The organism is Halanaerobium saccharolyticum (assembly GCF_003259895.1).
GTDB classification, from domain to species: domain Bacteria; phylum Bacillota; class Halanaerobiia; order Halanaerobiales; family Halanaerobiaceae; genus Halanaerobium; species Halanaerobium saccharolyticum_A.
On the sequence record NZ_QLME01000025.1, the window covers coordinates 32,561 to 49,787 of the forward strand.

General features: G+C 33.6%; 19 protein-coding genes and 1 riboswitch. Of the genes, 2 read left to right on the plus strand and 17 right to left on the minus strand.

Annotation, left to right across the window (positions count from 1 at the left end; genetic code table 11):
• Positions 1 to 36: 36 nt before the first annotated feature.
• The 12 genes from C7958_RS12935 to pta all read right to left on the minus strand — a co-directional run bounded on the left by C7958_RS12935 (position 37) and on the right by pta (position 8,744).
• Entirely contained in the window at positions 37 to 624 is a 588-nt protein-coding gene (locus tag C7958_RS12935; RefSeq protein ID WP_111573098.1) for a lysophospholipid acyltransferase family protein, read from the minus strand.
• Positions 621 to 1,280 (minus strand): (d)CMP kinase, encoded by a 660-nt coding sequence (gene cmk, locus C7958_RS12940; protein ID WP_111573099.1) that lies wholly within the window; start codon positions 1,278 to 1,280, stop codon positions 621 to 623. The genes C7958_RS12935 and cmk overlap by 4 nt, the downstream gene beginning before the upstream one ends.
• Before the next feature lie 29 nt (positions 1,281 to 1,309).
• Entirely contained in the window at positions 1,310 to 1,666 is a 357-nt protein-coding gene (gene aroH, locus C7958_RS12945; protein ID WP_111573100.1) for a chorismate mutase, read from the minus strand.
• 18 nt (positions 1,667 to 1,684) lie between these two features.
• Positions 1,685 to 2,398 (minus strand): ribonuclease III, encoded by a 714-nt coding sequence (gene rnc / locus C7958_RS12950; RefSeq protein ID WP_111573101.1) that lies wholly within the window; start codon positions 2,396 to 2,398, stop codon positions 1,685 to 1,687.
• 75 nt (positions 2,399 to 2,473) lie between these two features.
• The gene (locus tag C7958_RS12955) at positions 2,474 to 2,707 is read right to left on the minus strand and encodes an acyl carrier protein (protein WP_111573102.1); all 234 of its coding nucleotides are present in this window, start codon (positions 2,705 to 2,707) and stop codon (positions 2,474 to 2,476) included.
• A gap of 156 nt (positions 2,708 to 2,863) precedes the next feature.
• The gene (gene fabG / locus C7958_RS12960; RefSeq protein ID WP_111573103.1) at positions 2,864 to 3,610 is read right to left on the minus strand and encodes a 3-oxoacyl-[acyl-carrier-protein] reductase; all 747 of its coding nucleotides are present in this window, start codon (positions 3,608 to 3,610) and stop codon (positions 2,864 to 2,866) included.
• Between the two features lie 65 nt (positions 3,611 to 3,675).
• A complete protein-coding gene (gene fabK / locus C7958_RS12965) occupies positions 3,676 to 4,623 on the minus strand; it encodes an enoyl-[acyl-carrier-protein] reductase FabK (RefSeq protein ID WP_111573104.1) in 948 nt (315 codons plus the stop codon).
• Positions 4,624 to 5,637 (minus strand): phosphate acyltransferase PlsX, encoded by a 1,014-nt coding sequence (plsX, locus tag C7958_RS12970; protein ID WP_111573105.1) that lies wholly within the window; start codon positions 5,635 to 5,637, stop codon positions 4,624 to 4,626. It abuts the gene before it with no gap.
• A gap of 148 nt (positions 5,638 to 5,785) precedes the next feature.
• On the minus strand, positions 5,786 to 5,959 hold the full coding sequence (gene rpmF, locus C7958_RS12975) for a 50S ribosomal protein L32 (RefSeq protein WP_111573106.1): 174 nt from the start codon (positions 5,957 to 5,959) through the stop codon (positions 5,786 to 5,788).
• 18 nt (positions 5,960 to 5,977) lie between these two features.
• Positions 5,978 to 6,457: a YceD family protein gene (locus C7958_RS12980; protein WP_111573107.1), complete on the minus strand. Its 480-nt coding sequence runs from the start codon at positions 6,455 to 6,457 to the stop codon at positions 5,978 to 5,980.
• Positions 6,458 to 6,532: 75 nt separating this feature from the next.
• Positions 6,533 to 7,726 (minus strand): acetate/propionate family kinase, encoded by a 1,194-nt coding sequence (locus C7958_RS12985; RefSeq protein ID WP_111573108.1) that lies wholly within the window; start codon positions 7,724 to 7,726, stop codon positions 6,533 to 6,535.
• Between the two features lie 19 nt (positions 7,727 to 7,745).
• A complete protein-coding gene (gene pta / locus C7958_RS12990; RefSeq protein WP_111573109.1) occupies positions 7,746 to 8,744 on the minus strand; it encodes a phosphate acetyltransferase in 999 nt (332 codons plus the stop codon).
• Between the two features lie 185 nt (positions 8,745 to 8,929).
• Between pta and C7958_RS12995 the strand changes: the two genes are divergently transcribed.
• Positions 8,930 to 10,216 carry a tRNA(Met) cytidine acetate ligase gene (locus tag C7958_RS12995; RefSeq protein WP_111573110.1) on the plus strand — a complete coding sequence of 429 codons (1,287 nt, stop codon included), beginning with the start codon at positions 8,930 to 8,932 and terminating at the stop codon, positions 10,214 to 10,216.
• Between the two features lie 17 nt (positions 10,217 to 10,233).
• Here the strand turns inward: C7958_RS12995 and C7958_RS13000 are convergent, their stop codons facing one another.
• Positions 10,234 to 11,244, minus strand: a complete 1,011-nt coding sequence (locus C7958_RS13000) for a YlbL family protein (RefSeq protein WP_111573111.1) — start codon at positions 11,242 to 11,244, stop codon at positions 10,234 to 10,236.
• Between the two features lie 241 nt (positions 11,245 to 11,485).
• A riboswitch (Lysine riboswitch) is annotated at positions 11,486 to 11,674 on the plus strand.
• Between the two features lie 104 nt (positions 11,675 to 11,778).
• On the opposite strand from C7958_RS13000, the gene C7958_RS13005 reads away from it, so the two are divergent.
• Positions 11,779 to 13,320 (plus strand): Na+/H+ antiporter NhaC family protein, encoded by a 1,542-nt coding sequence (locus tag C7958_RS13005; RefSeq protein WP_111573112.1) that lies wholly within the window; start codon positions 11,779 to 11,781, stop codon positions 13,318 to 13,320.
• A gap of 69 nt (positions 13,321 to 13,389) precedes the next feature.
• Here the strand turns inward: C7958_RS13005 and C7958_RS13010 are convergent, their stop codons facing one another.
• Genes C7958_RS13010 through C7958_RS13025 form a run of 4 tightly spaced genes read right to left on the minus strand, consistent with a single transcriptional unit; the run spans position 13,390 to position 17,111 of the window.
• A complete protein-coding gene (locus tag C7958_RS13010; RefSeq protein ID WP_111573113.1) occupies positions 13,390 to 15,477 on the minus strand; it encodes a bifunctional diguanylate cyclase/phosphodiesterase in 2,088 nt (695 codons plus the stop codon).
• A gap of 12 nt (positions 15,478 to 15,489) precedes the next feature.
• On the minus strand, positions 15,490 to 16,260 hold the full coding sequence (locus C7958_RS13015; RefSeq protein WP_111573114.1) for a tRNA 2-thiocytidine biosynthesis TtcA family protein: 771 nt from the start codon (positions 16,258 to 16,260) through the stop codon (positions 15,490 to 15,492).
• 19 nt (positions 16,261 to 16,279) lie between these two features.
• A complete protein-coding gene (locus C7958_RS13020; RefSeq protein WP_111573115.1) occupies positions 16,280 to 16,648 on the minus strand; it encodes a YccF domain-containing protein in 369 nt (122 codons plus the stop codon).
• Between the two features lie 34 nt (positions 16,649 to 16,682).
• The gene (locus tag C7958_RS13025; RefSeq protein WP_181453828.1) at positions 16,683 to 17,111 is read right to left on the minus strand and encodes a UbiA family prenyltransferase; all 429 of its coding nucleotides are present in this window, start codon (positions 17,109 to 17,111) and stop codon (positions 16,683 to 16,685) included.
• Between the last annotated feature and the right edge of the window lie 116 nt (positions 17,112 to 17,227).

Sequence of the window (17,227 nt, forward strand, 5' to 3'; positions counted from 1 at the left end):
GCTTAAAATAATTACTTTGTTGATAACTGTTATTATTTATTTATCAATTTCTTTTTGAATTCTACTTTTGATAAATTGCGCTGCTTTTTTTCTTTCATCTTTATTCAATCCTTTTTCAGAAAATTGATCCATAGTAAATTTTTGACCAATACTAATCGTAATTCTGCCATCTTTTTTTACATTTTTAATCCCCACCGGTAAAATCGGAGCTCCACTTTTTATAGCTAGCATAACTGATCCAGCTTTTGGATTCCCAAGTTTCCCTTCCTGATGTCTTGTTCCTTCGGGAAATAATCCCAGCACTTCCTGGTCCTTGAGTACCGAAAGAGCTTTTTTAACAGCTGTTATATCATTCTTGCTGCGATCAACCGGAAAAGCATCGGCTAAAAAAAGCACAAAACGAATAATGGGGTTTTCAAAAAGTTCTTTTTTTGCCATAAATCTTATTGGTCTTGAAAAAATTGCTGCCAGCAGTGGTGGGTCAAAAGCACTAATGTGATTCGACATCACAATAACTGGACCCTGTTCAGGTAAGTTTTCTTTTCCATTAATCTTTATTCTGAAAAATATTTTAAAAATAGCTAAAAGAAATAACCTAATACATTGATAAATTAAATTTTTCACCGAGAGTCACCTTCAATAATTGTTATCATTTTATCAAGAACCTGATCTATAGATAAATCAGTAGTATCAATTATAACAGCATCCTCTGCTTTTTTTAATGGAGAATGTTTTCGCTCACTGTCTAATTTATCCCGTCGGGCAATACTGTTTTTAATCTTTTCAAAATCTGCTTCTTTATCTTTTGCCTTAATTTCTTGATAGCGTCGTTTTGCTCTTTCAGCTAGAGAAGCAGTCAAAAAGAATTTGTGTTCAGCCTCAGGTAAAACTACTGTGGTAATATCTCTACCATCCATTACCACCATATTGCTTTGAGCCAGCTGCTGTTGCTTTTCTACTAAAACTTCTCTCACTCCCTTTATCGAAGCTACTTCAGAAACATGGTTATTAACCTCAGCTGTTCTAATATCCCCAGTCACATTTTTCCCATTCAGAAATATTTCTCCGTTTTCATCAAAAGTGATATCAATACTTTTTGCCAGCTCCACTAATTTATTTTTTTGATTAAAATCAATATTATTTTTTATAGCAGCCAGAGTTACAGCCCGATACATTGCACCAGTATCAAGGTGAAGATAATTTAATCTTTTGGCCAATAATTTTGCAATAGTACTTTTGCCTGCACCACTCGGGCCATCAATAGCTATTACATTTTTCATTTATTTCACATCACCTTTTAAATTTCTATTTATTCGACTAAATCAGGCCTTAGTTTCTTGGCATTTCTTAAATATTGATGTTTTACCTGACTTTTATCTCTTTTTCCATCTACATGTATTAATAATCTTATCATTTTTTGACTACTCATTTCAACCTTCATTTCCTGCATACATAAAATTGGAGTTAAATTATAGCCGATTTCTCTTAATGCCTTACCAGGATAAACTTTAGTTAAGTCATCAGTTGTTGTAGTAATTATACTGATTAAATCCTCTTTTTGTAAATCATTTTCCTGCATCAGGTTCTGCATTATTTCTTTTGTAGCCTCTAAAATATCTTTTTCAGTGTTAGCTTTAGCACTGATAGCTCCTCTTATTGCATACATTCTATATCCTCCAATTAACTAATCAAGTTTATTCAATTTATCTAAAGCAACTTTTGCTGCTTCCTGTTCAGCTTCTTTTTTACTTGATCCCTGACCGGAACCAAGACTATCTTCGTTTAATTTTACAGCAACTATAAAAGTCTTATTATGATCTGGACCTTCTTCATCAACTACTTCGTATTCAGGTCGTACATTACCATTTTCCTGAATTACTTCCTGCAGTATAGTCTTATAGTCCTGAATATGATTACCCTCTGCCACATTTATAATATCAACTTTAAGTAGTTCCAGTATAAAATCTGCTGCTGCTGTAAAACCCTGATCAAGATATAAAGCACCAAAAATTGCTTCCATTGTATCTGCTAAAATAGAATCTCTTTCTCTACCACCTGTCATTTCTTCACCCTTACCTAAGAAAAGAAACTGCCCCAGCTCTATTCTTTTGGCAACATCCGCTAAAATTGGAGCGCTTACAATAACTGCTCTCATCTTTGCCAGTTCTCCCTCTGGTAAATTAGAAAATTTATTAAAAATATAGGTGCTCACAGAAAGACTCAATACAGAATCCCCCAGAAACTCTAAACGTTCATTATCTTTCAAATTAAGACGCCTGTTCTCATTGGGATATGACTTATGAGTTAAAGCTCTCTGAATTAAATTTTTATCATTAAAATCTAAAGCCAGGCTTTCTTCAAACTCTTCTATTTTTCCTTTGTTAAACAACTGTCTCATTTATATATCACCATCCATTAAAATAAATAAAAGGGATGAAAACTCCACAGAGGGAGCTTCATCCTTAATCATTGCTTAAAGAATATCTTCTAAATAACTTACAGCATCCTCAACTGTGCGAATGTTTTCTGCATCTTCATCAGGGATTTCTACATCAAATTCTTCTTCAAATGCCATAACCAATTCTACAACATCTAAAGAATCTGCTCCAAGATCTTCTATAAATGAAGAGTCTTCAGTAACTTCATCTCTGTCAACTGCTAATTCTTCTGCTACAATATCAATTACTCTTTCTAAGATATTATCCACTCCATTCACCTCCTTTCACTAAAATCTCTTTTATAAACGCAAGGATATTTTAGCACTTGTACATCGAGCACGTCGCGCTGAGTCTTCATTTTATAACACATAGTTGACTCAGCCCATCGCACCATAAACTTCCTCTTTTATACCTACATGGCTGTTCTAAGCTCCCATGCCGCCATCAATTTTTATTACTTCACCATTTATATAATTTGCATTATCTGAAGCCAAAAAAGCTGCTAAATCAGCTACTTCTTCTGCTTTACCAAAACGCGCTAAGGGAACCTGATTAATAACTCCCTCTTTTATGTTTTCACTTAATTCATCAGTCATCTCAGTATCTATAAATCCAGGAGCTATAGCATTTGAGCAGACACCTTTAGAGGCCAGCTCTTTAGCCATGGTCTTGGTAAAACCAACTATTCCAGCTTTTGCAGCTGAATAATTAGCCTGTCCTGCATTTCCGTTAATACCAACTACAGAAGAAAGATTAATTAATTTTCCATTTTCAGCTTTAAGTAAATATCTAACTGCATTCTTAGTGCAGTTAAATACACCTTTTAAATTAATATCCAATACCTGATCCCAGTCTTCTTCTTTCATTCTTAAAAGAAGTTTGTCTCTGGTAATACCTGCATTATTAATTAAAACATTTAAACCATCCATTTTGCTATAAGCAGTTTTAACTAATTCAGCTGCCTCATCAAAATCACTTACATCAGCCTGCACCACATGTGCTGTACCACCTGCTGCTTCAATTTCCTTTTTTACTTCTTCTGCTCTTGTTTGGGAATGGGCATAATTTAAAGTAACTTCAGCTCCTAAATGAGCCATTTTTTTAGCAATTTCTGCTCCAATACCTCGGGAACTTCCTGTAATTAAAACTTTTTTATCTTTAAGGTTTATCAAATTTGACACCTCTTTTGTCAGCATTATAATTATTAAAAAATATTAAAATTTTTAAAAAGTATATATTATTCCAGTAAATCACAGCTGTTTTTAATTGTATTTTCAGCTTCAAGAACAATTTCATCTATAATCTCTTTTACATTTTTAATTTCAGAGATCATGCCGGAAATTTGACCGGCCATTACACTACCTTCCTGAATATCACCGTCAATTACAGCATCTCTTAATCTGCCTGAGCCTACTTCTTCAATTTTTTCAGGAGATGCACCTTCTTTTTCCAGTCTTTCTATCTCTTTTGTTAGTTTATTTTTTAGATTTCTAACTGGATGACCCGTACTGCGGCCTGTTACTACTGCATCTCGATCACGGGCTCCTATTATAGCTTTTTTAAAAGCATCTGAAGCTGTACATTCTTCCGAACAGACAAATCTAGTTCCAATCTGTGCTCCTTTTGCTCCCAGAGCTAAAACTGCAGCTAAACCTCTACCATCTGCGACACCACCAGCAGCAATAACAGGAATATCTACTGCATCTGCAACCTGGGGTACCAGGGCCATGGTAGCCAGTTCACCAATATGTCCTCCAGCTTCTGTTCCTTCAACAATTACTGCATCTACATCCAGTCTTTCCATTCTCCTTGCTAACGCTACAGAAGGAATAACTGGAATCACTTTTGAACCTACTTCCTGAAACCTCTTTACATGTTTACCAGGATTTCCGGCTCCAGTTGTTATTACAGGTACCTTTTTTTCTATTGCAAGTTCTATTATATCATCTGCAAAGGGAGAAAGTAACATTATGTTTAAACCAAATGGTTTATCTGTTAACTCTCTAACTTTTTCAATTTCTTTTTCAATTACATCTGCCGGAGCATTTCCTGCTCCAATAATACCCAGGCCACCCGCACTGGAAACTGCTGCAGCTAATTCCCCGGTTGCAACCCAGGCCATTCCCCCCTGAATAATTGGCTTTTCGATCTCTAATAAATCACAAAGCTCTGTTTTCAATGCCATTTATTCCAACTCCTCATTCTTTTCTAACTCAGTTTTAATTAGTGATACTATATCTTCTTGAACAGTATTTTTAGCAGCTTTAACTGCATTATAAATAGCAGTTCCATCTGAACTGCCGTGGCTGATAATTACAACACCGTTAACTCCCAGTAGTGGAGCTCCACCATACTGTCTGTAATCAATTTTATTTAATACTTTTTTTAAATATGGCTTTAAAAGTAGGGCAGCAATTTTTGATCTTAAATTAGTTTGAAAACTTTCTTTGATTAAATCAAGAAAAAAGGAGGCTGCTCCTTCAGTTGTTTTTAAAACAACATTACCAACAAAACCATCAGTTACAACCACATCAACTTCTTTACTAAAAATATCTCTTCCTTCAACATTACCGATAAAATTCTTTATACTCTGATCATTATTTAAAAGCTCATAAGTTTCTTTAGTTAAATTATTACCTTTTCTTTTTTCTTCACCAATATTTAAAAGTGCAACTCTGGGATTTTTTATCTTCATTACATTTTCTGCATAAAGCTGTCCCATTAAAGCAAACTGCTGTAAATTTTCGGGACTGCAGTCAGTATTGGCCCCATTATCTAAAACTAAAGTGCTCCCATTAACAGCGGGAAATTGAATTGCAATTGGTGGTCTGGAAACACCCTTGATTCTACCAACCCGCAATAATCCAGCTGCCATAACTGAACCTGTATTGCCTGGAGAAATGAAAGCATCAATTTTTGACTCTTTTAATAAAGCTGCTCCAACATTTACTGTAGCATTTTTCTTTTTCCGCAGAGCTTTAATTGGTGATTCATCCATTGTAATAATTTGATCTGCTTTTTCAATTTTAAGCCTTTTCGAATCAAAGTCAGTTTTTGCTAACTCTTTGCTTATAATATCATATTCACCAATCAGGGTCAATTCTATTTCTGCTTCCTCTTTTAAAGCTTTTAAAGCACCCGCAATTAATTCTGCAGGCTCCTTTTCTCCACTCATAACATCAACAGCTATCCTGTACAATATTGCCGCCTCCCGGGTTTAAAAAAAGAAAATTTATATCTGTATCATTTGCAAAACATTATATCTCAACCGTCAGTCAATTGCAAGTTTAGGCCAAGAAAAAAACAGAGAATCTCTAAAGTAGAGATCTCTGTTTATCCTAAATAATTTAATTTCCACTCACCTTTTTGCCATCATAATGTCCACATTCAGGACAAACATGATGAGGTAAAATCTTTTCATGGCAGTTTGAACATTCAGCAAGGTTTGGAGCACTCAATTTTTTATGAGTACGTCTTTTACGCTTGCGTGTTTTAGAAGTCCGTTTCTTTGGTACAGCCATTCTATACACCTCCTTTAATTATTCATTATCATCATTATAAAAGTCTTTAAGCTTTGCAAGCCGTGGATCTAACGCCTCTACCTCACAATCACATTCACCCTCATTTAAATCCTGACCGCATTCAGGGCAAATCCCTTTACAATCATCAGAACAGAGAGGTTTCATCGGTAGAGATAGAATGATATTATCCACAATAATCTCGTCTAAATATAGTTCTTCCTCATCTTCCATTTCACTTTTTAAAACATCTTCGGAAATATCTAATTCAACTGGAGAACTATATTTTTGCAAACAACGGCTGCATCTTAAAATTAAATTAGCTTTGAGTTTTCCCTCTACTACAAATGAATCACTAGTATTAAAAATTTCTAACTCAAGCTTAATTGGATCTTTAATTTCTATTTCACGATTAGCAAATTCCAAATCATGAAATTCAAGCTCCAGCGAAACCTGTTTTCTACTTCCAATTTCTTTTAAATTACTGAGGTTTATAAACAATTTATTTGATCACCCCTGTTAATAACCACATTTTATTATATAAAAAGCAGCTTTAACTGTCAAGAAGAATTTTTTCTACTTAACCAAATCCATTGTATCTCTGGCAATAACTAATTCCTCATTTGTAGGAATTATCATTGCTTTGACCTTAGAATCAGCTGTAGAAATAAAGACTTCTTTTCCGCGACAGTCGTTAGCTTCATGATCTACCTTTACACCCAAATATTCAAGTCCTTCTAAGACTCCTGCCCGGGTTTTTATAGAATTTTCACCAATACCAGCAGTAAAGACAATTGCGTCAACTCCACCCATTGCAGCTGTGTAAGCACCAATGTATTTTTTAACTCTATAATTGAAAAGTTCCAGTGCAATTTCTGCCTGGTGATTTCCTTCAACAGCTGCATCTTCAACATCACGCGAATCACTGCTGACACCGGAAACACCTAACAGACCACTTTCTTTATTTAAGATATTATCCATCTCAGAAGCAGAAATATCTTCTTTATCCATAATAAATGGAATTATCGCAGGATCTATATCCCCACAGCGAGTTCCCATTACCAGACCTTCTAAAGGAGTCAATCCCATGCTGGTATCAACTGATTTACCATTTTTAACTGCTGCTACACTGGCCCCATTACCTAAATGACAGGTGATTATTTTAAGATCAGATAAATCTTTTTCCATCATCTGAGCTGCTTTTTTTGCCACATAACCATGAGAGGTACCGTGGAAACCATATCTTCTAACTCCATACTTTTTATAATACTCATATGGCAGAGCATAAATATAAGCTTTCTCAGGCATACTCTGATGGAAAGCAGTATCAAACACTCCAACCTGCGGTTTGTCAGGCATTAATTCTTTACAAACTTTAATCCCCATAATGTTAGGCGGATTGTGTAAAGGAGCTAAATCAGCAACTTCTTCCAGCTTTTTAATAGCTTTCTCATCAATAATTGTGGATTCTGCAAAAGTTTCACCACCATGAACAATTCTGTGGCCTATAGCTTCTACCTCATCCATATCTTTCAGAACTCCGTGATCTTCTGATAATAATGTTTCTAATAATAACTCAATTCCCACCTTGTGAGTAGGGATATCTTTTTCAATCACAATCTCTTCTCCACTACCATTTTCATATTCTAAAAAAGAATCTTCAATTCCAATTCTCTGAATTAAACCTTTAGCCAGTACACTTTCTGTTTCCATGTTAAACAACTGATACTTTAGAGAAGAACTTCCACTATTGATAACAAGTATTTTCATTTTTTTCCTCCTAGAAATTTTATTTATTTTGAGCCTGTACTGCTGTGATTGCTGTTAGATTAACAACATCCTCGACTGAACAACCACGAGATAAATCATTAATCGGTGCTGCCAGCCCCTGTAAAATAGGACCAACCGCATCTGCACCCGCAAGTCTCTGTACAAGCTTATAACCAATATTACCTGACTGTAAATCAGGAAAAACTAAAACATTTGCCCGACCAGCTATTTCACTGGCTGGTGCCTTTCTCTGTCCCACACTTTTGACTAAAGCCGCATCTGCCTGCATTTCTCCATCAATTTTTAAATGAGGCGCATTCTGATGAGCAATTTTAACTGCTTCCTGTACATTATCTACATTCTCATGCCGGGCACTGCCCATTGTAGAAAAGGAAAGCATGGCAACTTTTGGATCAAAATCCAATAATCTGTGAGCTGTATCGGCAGTAGTAATTGCAATTTCTGCCAGCTGTTCTGAATTAGGTGCCGGGTTTACAGCGCAATCAGAAAAGACCATTACCCCTTCTTCACCAAAAGATTTATCTTTCAAAACCATAATAATTGCACTGGAAACTGTAGAGATACCTTCTGCAGTCTTTACAATTTGAAAAGCAGGTCTCAAAACATTCCCCGTTGCATTAGCTGCTCCAGCAACCATACCATCTGCTTTATTGGTATAAATCATCATTGTTCCGAAATAAAGTGGATCTTTAACTGCTTTTTCAGCTTCTTCTTTGCTGATACCTTTATGCTTTCTTAGTTCATAAAATTCTTCTCTGAATTCTGCTATGTACTCAGAATTTTCAGGGTCAATAATTTCAACACCATCCAGATCGACTCCATACTCATTTGCAGAGTTTTCAATAGACTTTATACTACCCAGAATTACAATTTCAGCAATTTTTTCAGCTTCAATTTCTGCCGCTGCTTTTACTATTCTCTCATCATCACCTTCGGCAAAAACAATTTTCTTTAAATCAGAAGCTGCTCTTTCTTTAAAATTTTTCAGTACATCCATCTTATAAATATCCTCCCCCGTGGTTTTAAAAATATGTAAGTTGTTCTTTTTATAATTTTTTGCTATTATATATATAATACTGTATTAAAGTATTAAATCCTTTTTTATTGAAAGAAGTTCGAAAAGTAAAACATTTAGCTTAAAATACTAATTAATTAAATAAATTTAACTTTTGAGGTGTTCATATGAGTGTAACTGCTTTAATTGTAGAATATAATCCGTTTCATAATGGTCACCAGTATCACTTAAATCAAAGTAAAAAAATAACTAAAAATGATGATCTAATCGTAATTATGAGCGGTAATTATACTCAGCGTGGAGAAGCTGCTCTTTTAGATAAATGGGCCAGAACAGAACAGGCTTTAAGCTGTGGTGCAGATCTGGTACTTGAGTTGCCTTTAACTTACAATATCCGCAGTGCAGAGTATTTTGCCTATTATTCTGTTTTAAGTTTAGCAAAAAGTAATCTAGTAGACTCCATTGTTTTTGGTAGTGAGGCAGGCGACATTAAAATTCTTGCAGCTGTTGCTGAAGCTTTAGTCAGAGAAAGTTCGAATTTTAAAAAAGAACTACAGAAGCACTTAACTAAGGGAGTTGATTTTCCAACTGCCCGACGCAGAGCACTAATTGCTGACTATCAAAGCAATTCCGAACTGAGAAAATATAATAAAAACAGAATCGAAGAGATAATAAAAGCACCAAATAATATTTTAGGTATCGAATATTTAAAAGCCCTTTCTAGATTAAATTCCAAGATAAAAGCCCATACCATAAAAAGGGTAGGCACAGATTATCACAGTCAGAAAGTTAATAAAAATTATGCCAGTGCCTCTCTAATTAGAAATCTAATCAACACCAAACCTCAGACTGAAGCTCTGACTGCTGCCCGTAAATTAATGCCTGCTGATTCCTGGAAAATCTTAAAAAGAGAAATAGAAAAAGGTAGATTTGTAAAAAAAGATTGCAAAACAAAAATTTTAAGTAAAACAGTTGATCAATTAAGACGTTCCAGAGCCCAGGACCTCAAAAAGTTTAAAGGGATAAAAAATGGTCTGGAAAATCGTATTATTGAAAAAGCAGCTGCTTCATTTAAAGCTGATTCATTTTTAAACTCTCTTAAATCTAAAAATTTAACTGAAAGCAGAATCAAAAGAAAAATACTACAAATATATTTTGGGCTTGATGCTGAAAAAATTAATATAGCAGAAAACAATGCTCCTCATTATTTGAGAGTTCTAGGACTAAAAAAAGGCAAAGAAAATCTACTTTCCCTTTTGCAGCAAAAGTCTGAAGTGGAAATTATTATTAATCCAGCTGCAAAAATAAACGAGTTAAATTTAAACTCTAAAGATCCACTTATTCTTTCTCTTAGTTATGATTTACTGGCTTCAAACCTTTATGCTCTACTATATCAAAATTCAAACCACAGTCAAGCCCGAAGAGATTTCTATCAAAAATTTATTAAAGTCTAAAACAAAAGTCAAGTATTTTATGATTGAAGCCCATTTTCTAGATGTTCTATGATATCATTAATTGTCTCAGCTCTTAAAAGTTCTAAATCACCGGCAAACTGAGAGGCTGTCTCATAATTTTCTGCCGGAACAATAAATAAATCAACACCAGCTTCTTTTGCTGCCATTATCTTATATTTTACCCCATCTATTCTGCCAATTTCTCCATCAAGACTAATTGTCCCGGTTCCAGCTATTCTTTGACCACCGGTTATATCTTCGGGAATTAATTGATTATAAATTTCCATACTGAAAACACTGCCGGCAGATGGACCAATAATATTATTAGTATCAAAATTAACTTCTCCTGGAATATTATAATCCAGACCTCTGGAACGGATCAAAACTCCAATAGATGGATTACCCTCATTGCCTTCAAGCTCCAGTGTTTCTAAATCAAAAGCAAGCTCTTTCTCATCTCTAATCACTGTTATTTCTACTACATCACCAATTTCTCTATTTTTTATAATATTAACAGCATCTGCAGCCATTTCAACTTCTTTACCATCAACAGCTGTAATTAAATCGTCCTGCTGCAAGTTATTATACGCACTTCCCTCTTCCATGACCTCTACAACTTCTGCTCCTTCTCCGGAAACTTCTACCTCATATCCAGCCTGTCTAAAAGCAACAGCCTGTGCCTGCAGCTTGCTCTCCTCCATCAATTCAGCCATTAATTCTATATATTCATTCATCTCCATATTTTCCGGTAATTGTTCGGAAATCGCAGTTAACTCTCTGTCTTCAGGTGCAAAAAAAGAAATATAAAAATAATCCCAGGCCACAGCTCTCCTACTGCTAACTGCGGTCAACAAAAATTCTCCCTGGTTTTCATATCCATTTTCTACCTCAATCATCGGTGATAATTCTGCTGCAATTCCAGGAGCCATAACCTGATACGGAACAGGCAGAAAGTGACTTATTACAAATAAAACAAAAATTATTCCAATCAAACGAGAATATAATTTCTTAAATCTCTTATTTATCATATTTATCTTCCTTTAATAATTTTTAAGAAAATTTATTAGCTCTTATTTTAAAAATAAGCGATATTTTCCCAACTTTAGCTCAAAAAAAGTCAACATACCTATTATATATTATAATCCCCACTTAATGCAAAAAAAATTAAAGATTTCTTGACATAAATTTCAGCCTGGGTTATAATCTATATGAAATTGAATATTGAGAAATGGTTAGCTTTTGTTAATCATTATAAATACCTCATCTTCTGGATGAGGTAGAGGAGCAGAAAAAATCAGTAATTTTAGAATTGGTTAGAGCCCAGACTTAAAACTAAAATGAAAGGTTTTTCTGCCGAAGTGGTCTTTTAAGGGTTCAAAAATTCCGCTGGGGCTGTATATAAAATATACAGTACTGTCATAGTAATTATAATTTTTACTATGTTGTGCTATCTCATATAAAAGGATGAGGCGATTTTGCTATTTACCCGGCATATCGCCGGGTATTTTTTATGCCTTAAATATTAAAATTTTATTTTAAAAACAAAACTAGGAGGCTTTATTATGGAAAGTTATGGTATCATTTCTCTGCTGCCACCACTGCTTGCAATTATTTTAGCCTGGTGGAGTAAACAAGTTGTACTATCATTATTTTTGGGAGTTTTTGCAGGAGCATTAATTACAAATTCCTATAATCCACTTTTTGCCTTTATGCAGACACTGGATAATTATATTTTAGCATCTCTAGCTGATTCCTGGAATGCGGGAATAATTTTATTTTTACTGGCTATGGGTGGAATGATTGGAATAATCAACAAATCAGGTGGTATTATTGCTATTGGCGAATATGTTGCAAAAAAAGCAAATTCTGTTATCAAAACACAATTTGCTGCCTGGGTAATGGGAGTGCTGATCTTTTTTGACGATTATGCCAATACTTTGATTGTTGGTAATACAATGCGCCCGATCACTGATAAAATGAAAATTTCAAGAGAAAAACTGGCTTTTATTGTGGATTTAACCGCAGCTGCAGTTTCGAGTATTGTTCCCATCTCAACCTGGATTGCTTTTGAAGTTGGAGTTATTAGAGATGGATTTGATTCTTTAGGTTTAGAAATGAGCGCTTATGGTACTTTTGTCCAGACTATACCTTATCGTTTTTACAGTATATTTGCTCTTGCTTTTGCTTTAATCATTATTTTCACTGCCAGAGACTTTGGTCCGATGTTGAAAGCAGAAAAAAGAGCCCGCACAACTGGAGAAACTTTAAGACCCGGATCTACTCCCATGGTTTCTCAGGAGATGGAAGAAATTGAACAGCCCGAGGGAAAAAGCTTTACTTTTGCAAATTCATTTTTGCCGATCATTGGGGTGATAATGGTAACCTTAATTGGTCTCTGGTATAACGGAGGAGGCCTGGAAGCAGGTACTTCTATTAGAGATGCTTTTGGTAATGCAGATGCCAGTATTGTTCTGCTCTGGGCAGCTATTACAGGGAGTTTTATTGCTGGAATTCTGGCTCTTGCTAAAGGAATTCTAAATGTCAGTGAAACAGTTGACGGCTGGATTGATGGTGCCAAATCAATGTTTATTGCCTGTGTAATACTTGTTTTGGCCTGGTCTATTGGAAGTATAACCGATGATTTAGGTACTGCAAATTACTTAGTATCTATTCTGGAAGGTAATATTATTCCAGAAATCGTTCCTGTAATGATTTTTGTTGGCTCTGTTTTTATTGCTTTCACTATCGGAAGTTCCTGGGGAACTGTTTCAATCGTGATGCCGCTTGCAATTCCACTTGCTAATTCAATTGGGATTCCTATGCTGCCAACAATTGCAGCTGTTTTGACAGCAAGTGTAATGGGAGACCACTGTTCACCAATTTCGGATACAACAATTATGTCTTCTACCGCTTCTGCAGTAGATCATATGGACCATGTTAATACTCAGATGCCATATGCTTTAACTGTCGGCCTGGTGGCAGCCCTATTTGGCTTTTTACCAGCAGGATTTGGTTTCTCAGCAATTTATCTTTTACCACTGGGAGTAATTGTTCTTTATGCAATTGTTCAGATCTTTGGTAAAAAAGTAGAAGATGTAATTTAAATTATCCACTTAAAATATCAAAAAGACCATTCCTGTTTAAATAGGAGTGGTCTTTTTTTGTTTAAATGTTTATTTTTTTACATAAATTTTTTCTATCTCAGCTTCCGACATTGGAGGATTAAAATAATATCCCTGAATAAGATCATTTTCAAGCTGATTGAGCTTTTCCAATTCAATTTCTTTTTCTACACCTTCGGCAATTGTTTTTAAATTTAGGAGATGAGCAATATTAATTATTGATTCAACAATGTTCTTTCCATCATCACTTAAAGTCATATTTCTGATAAATGATATATCGATTTTAAGATAATCAATGGGAAACTTCTGCAAATAGCTGAAGGAAGAATAACCTGTACCAAAGTCATCAATAGAAATTGCAAAACCTTTTGCTTTCATATCATTCATAATCTTTAAACTATAATTAACATCATCCATAGCACTTGATTCAGTTATTTCAAATTTAATTAAGGAATTATTAATTCCGCTTTCTGCAATAATCTGATAAATATTTTGCAGATGACTGCTATCTTCAAGCTGTCTGGCCGATAAATTAATTGAAACTGGAACTACTTCATAACCGTTATTTAACCACTGTTTTATACAATTAACTACTTTTCGAATAACAAGTAATCCAACTTTTTTTATCAGCTGAGAATTTTCTAAGATTGGAATAAATTCTGCAGGAGAAATTATACCTTTTTCAGGGTCCTGCCATCTAATCAAAGCTTCCATTCCATAAAGGCTCTTATCTTTTCCCCTGTAATATGGTTGATAATAGATTATAAATTCATCATTTTTTATTGCCTGATCAAGTTTTGCTTCCATCTTAGTAAACTCTTTTATTTTCTGGTTCATTTCCTGATCAAAAAAAGCATAATCATTTTTTTTAATATTAATTAAAGCAATTTCGGCATTTGACAATAGATTTTGAGAACTTATACAGTCATCAGGATAAACCGAAATACCAATTCTGGCATTAAGCATAAATGGTTCATAATTATAATCAATCGGATCAGAAAAAACACTTAATAAATTTTCAGCTATTTTGTAAATCTCATTTGCTAGATCAATTTTGTCCACTATTATAGCAAAATTATCTCCCCCAAGATATGATAAAAAATTATTTTGATCAAGCCGGACACAGTTTTGACTGGCAGCAGCTTTTTTATTTATTAAATTAGCTACCAGATTAATTAATGTATTATTACTCTCTGAATCAGTATAAATATCATTTAAATATTTAATTCGATTAATATTAATCACTAAAACAGCTATTTTCCTTTCTACATTAACCTCAATTAGATTATCGATTTTATTTCTAATAGATTTACGATTGGGTAATCCAAATAAAACATCATAGTTTGAGATATATTCAATTTTGCGTCTTAATTTTTCATTTTGAGTTATGTCTCTTCCGACAGAGATATAATTTATTATTTTGTGATTATGATCTTTTATCGGAGTTATAGTCTGTTCTGAATAAAAATAGTCCCCGTTTTTCTTCTTATTAATGATTACATCATTAAAAACCTCACCCGACTTAATTGTTTGCCAGAGATCTTTATAAAACTTAATATTATGTTTATCAGATTTAAATAAAGATGGATCTTTTCCAATTACCTCATCTTTTTTATAGCCGGTTATTTCCTGAACTGTTGTGTTTGCATACTCTATAACACCTTCCTGATCAGTGATCACAATCCAGTTATCAGTTTCATTGATAGCTTTTACAAGTTTAATCATTTCCAGTTCTCGTTCTAAATCATTATTTAGATTTTCAGCTATAGAAATAACCTCTTCAATACTTCCATCTTCTTCAATAACTGCATTATTCCAGCTGCAGCTAATTATAGAACCATCATTTTTTAAAGATCTGCTCATAAAATCATGGGGAAGTTTGTCCAACTCGCTATTTTTCCATTTACGCCAGACATCTCTATCCTCTTTGGCAATAATGGTAGAAATAAAATCTTTGTTTTTAATTTCTTCTTTATCCCAACCAAAAAGTTCTTCGGCGGCCAGATTTAAATCTATTATATCTCCTTCTCTATTCCAGGAGATAAAAGCCAGGGGAGAATTTTGATAAATTGAATCAAGTCTTTTTTGCGTATATTTTAATTTTTGCAGAATAAATTCTTCATTTTTCTTATCTGACATCTAACTTCCCCCTCATTTCCAGTGTTTTTTCATTTTTCTACTTAATAATTGAAAATCTTCTTCTTCCGGCCACAACTCCTGATTATTATTTTCCCTCATTGCCGAAAGCAGATTAGAAAAAAACTGCTGGTCAGTAAAATATCGGGCAAAATCTTTTCTAACTTGAGCTCGGGCTGTATTACCATCATAGGGGCAGGAACTTTTATTGATTATAATTTCTCTTTTTTCTATTTCCTCAATAATTACATTCTCTCTTAAATAAATCAAAGGTCTAATAATATCTACTCTACTTTCACTTAAATATCTCTTAGGCTGCAGAGCCTTTAACTGACCTGAATAAAAAATGCTCATCAAAAAAGTTTCCACCGCATCATCTAAATGATGACCAAAAGCCAATTTGTTAAAATGATTTTTTTTAAGATAATTTATAATAGCTCCTTTTCTGAAATGGGCACATTTTGAACATGGATTTTTTGTTTCAGCTTCAGTTATATATTCAGCAATTCTAGTTTTTATAATTTTTAAATCAATGTTTAAATCCTGACAAAAGTTTTCAATTTTGTTAGCAGTTGAAGCTTCAAATCCTGGATCAACATGTACTGCTTGAAGCTTAAAGTCTTTCTTAAAATGTTCTGCAAATATTTTTAAAATCATTAATAAAAAGGTACTATCTTTACCACCGGAAAGTCCTACTGCTACTCGGTCCCCCTCATTAATTAAATTAAACTCTGCAACTGCTTTTACAACTTTTGCTGTAATAGAACTATCAAAAGATAAATCCATAATTACTCCTTAATATTTATTATAGTTTTCTAATATCTTTTCCAAAAGGCATTAATGATAAATAAGCAAGTTTTAGACTCTGTTTGGCAAAAGGAATACCAATAATGGTAATCCCAAAAATCAAGGCAGAAATCAGATTAATTACAGCAAGTTCCCAGCCGAAGACAATGATCCAGATGATATTTGCAATTAAACCAATTGACGAATTATTTTTTTCTACTATTTCTTTACCAAATGGTGCAATCTGCATTTTAGCCATTTTAAAACACTGTTTACCTATTGGAATACCAATGATAGTAATTGACCATAAAATCCCGGCAATCCACCAACCAATTGCTTCAATTAAGCCACCAAAAATAAACCAGATAATATTTCCTAATAATGTCATAAAACCCCTCCTCTTTGGCTATCACTTTTTTTGATTAAAATATAATTGCTAAAATCATAGTTAAAGCAGTAGCATAATTTATTATTACAAAATTTTTAACTGATAGAACAAAAGTATCCTTTTTACTCTGGTGTTCTTCAAATTGTCTAATGTTTTTTTGAACCATAAAAATACTTACTAATGATAGCAGAGAAATATAAGGCAATATCTTAAATATAACTGAAATTATGATACTTAAATATGATAAATAATAAAGATATCTAAATAGTTTAAGGCTGCTGTCGCGTGAAATATAAATAGGAAGTGTATAACGCTTATTTTCTAAATCATCTTTAATGTCACAGATATTATTTGCCAGCATAATATTGGCGATTCCAAAAATCAGCGGCAGAGAAAAAATGAATATTTTAATAATTTCTAGAGATTCTAATTCAATAATTAATAAACCAGATTCTAAAATCAAATTAATTAAATTTAAATTATGTCACTAGCATTGCATAAAAATATTTAAGAAAAGTCAAGTTCTATTTTCAGCGAAAATACTTGCTTAAAATAGAAAAACTCCTTATAATTGGGATT

What these genes read in the sequence shown, in the direction of transcription:
- cmk (WP_111573099.1), bottom strand. Translation starts at nt 1,280, where the DNA reads ATGAAAAATGTAATAGCTATTGATGGCCCGAGTGGTGCAGGCAAAAGT.
- aroH (WP_111573100.1), bottom strand. Translation starts at nt 1,666, where the DNA reads ATGTATGCAATAAGAGGAGCTATCAGTGCTAAAGCTAACACTGAAAAA.
- rnc (WP_111573101.1), bottom strand. Translation starts at nt 2,398, where the DNA reads ATGAGACAGTTGTTTAACAAAGGAAAAATAGAAGAGTTTGAAGAAAGC.
- fabK (WP_111573104.1), bottom strand. Translation starts at nt 4,623, where the DNA reads ATGGCATTGAAAACAGAGCTTTGTGATTTATTAGAGATCGAAAAGCCA.
- rpmF (WP_111573106.1), bottom strand. Translation starts at nt 5,959, where the DNA reads ATGGCTGTACCAAAGAAACGGACTTCTAAAACACGCAAGCGTAAAAGA.
- C7958_RS12985 (WP_111573108.1), bottom strand. Translation starts at nt 7,726, where the DNA reads ATGAAAATACTTGTTATCAATAGTGGAAGTTCTTCTCTAAAGTATCAG.
- pta (WP_111573109.1), bottom strand. Translation starts at nt 8,744, where the DNA reads ATGGATGTACTGAAAAATTTTAAAGAAAGAGCAGCTTCTGATTTAAAG.
- C7958_RS12995 (WP_111573110.1), top strand. Translation starts at nt 8,930, where the DNA reads ATGAGTGTAACTGCTTTAATTGTAGAATATAATCCGTTTCATAATGGT.
- C7958_RS13000 (WP_111573111.1), bottom strand. Translation starts at nt 11,244, where the DNA reads ATGATAAATAAGAGATTTAAGAAATTATATTCTCGTTTGATTGGAATA.
- C7958_RS13005 (WP_111573112.1), top strand. Translation starts at nt 11,779, where the DNA reads ATGGAAAGTTATGGTATCATTTCTCTGCTGCCACCACTGCTTGCAATT.
- C7958_RS13010 (WP_111573113.1), bottom strand. Translation starts at nt 15,477, where the DNA reads ATGTCAGATAAGAAAAATGAAGAATTTATTCTGCAAAAATTAAAATAT.
- C7958_RS13015 (WP_111573114.1), bottom strand. Translation starts at nt 16,260, where the DNA reads ATGGATTTATCTTTTGATAGTTCTATTACAGCAAAAGTTGTAAAAGCA.
- C7958_RS13020 (WP_111573115.1), bottom strand. Translation starts at nt 16,648, where the DNA reads ATGACATTATTAGGAAATATTATCTGGTTTATTTTTGGTGGCTTAATT.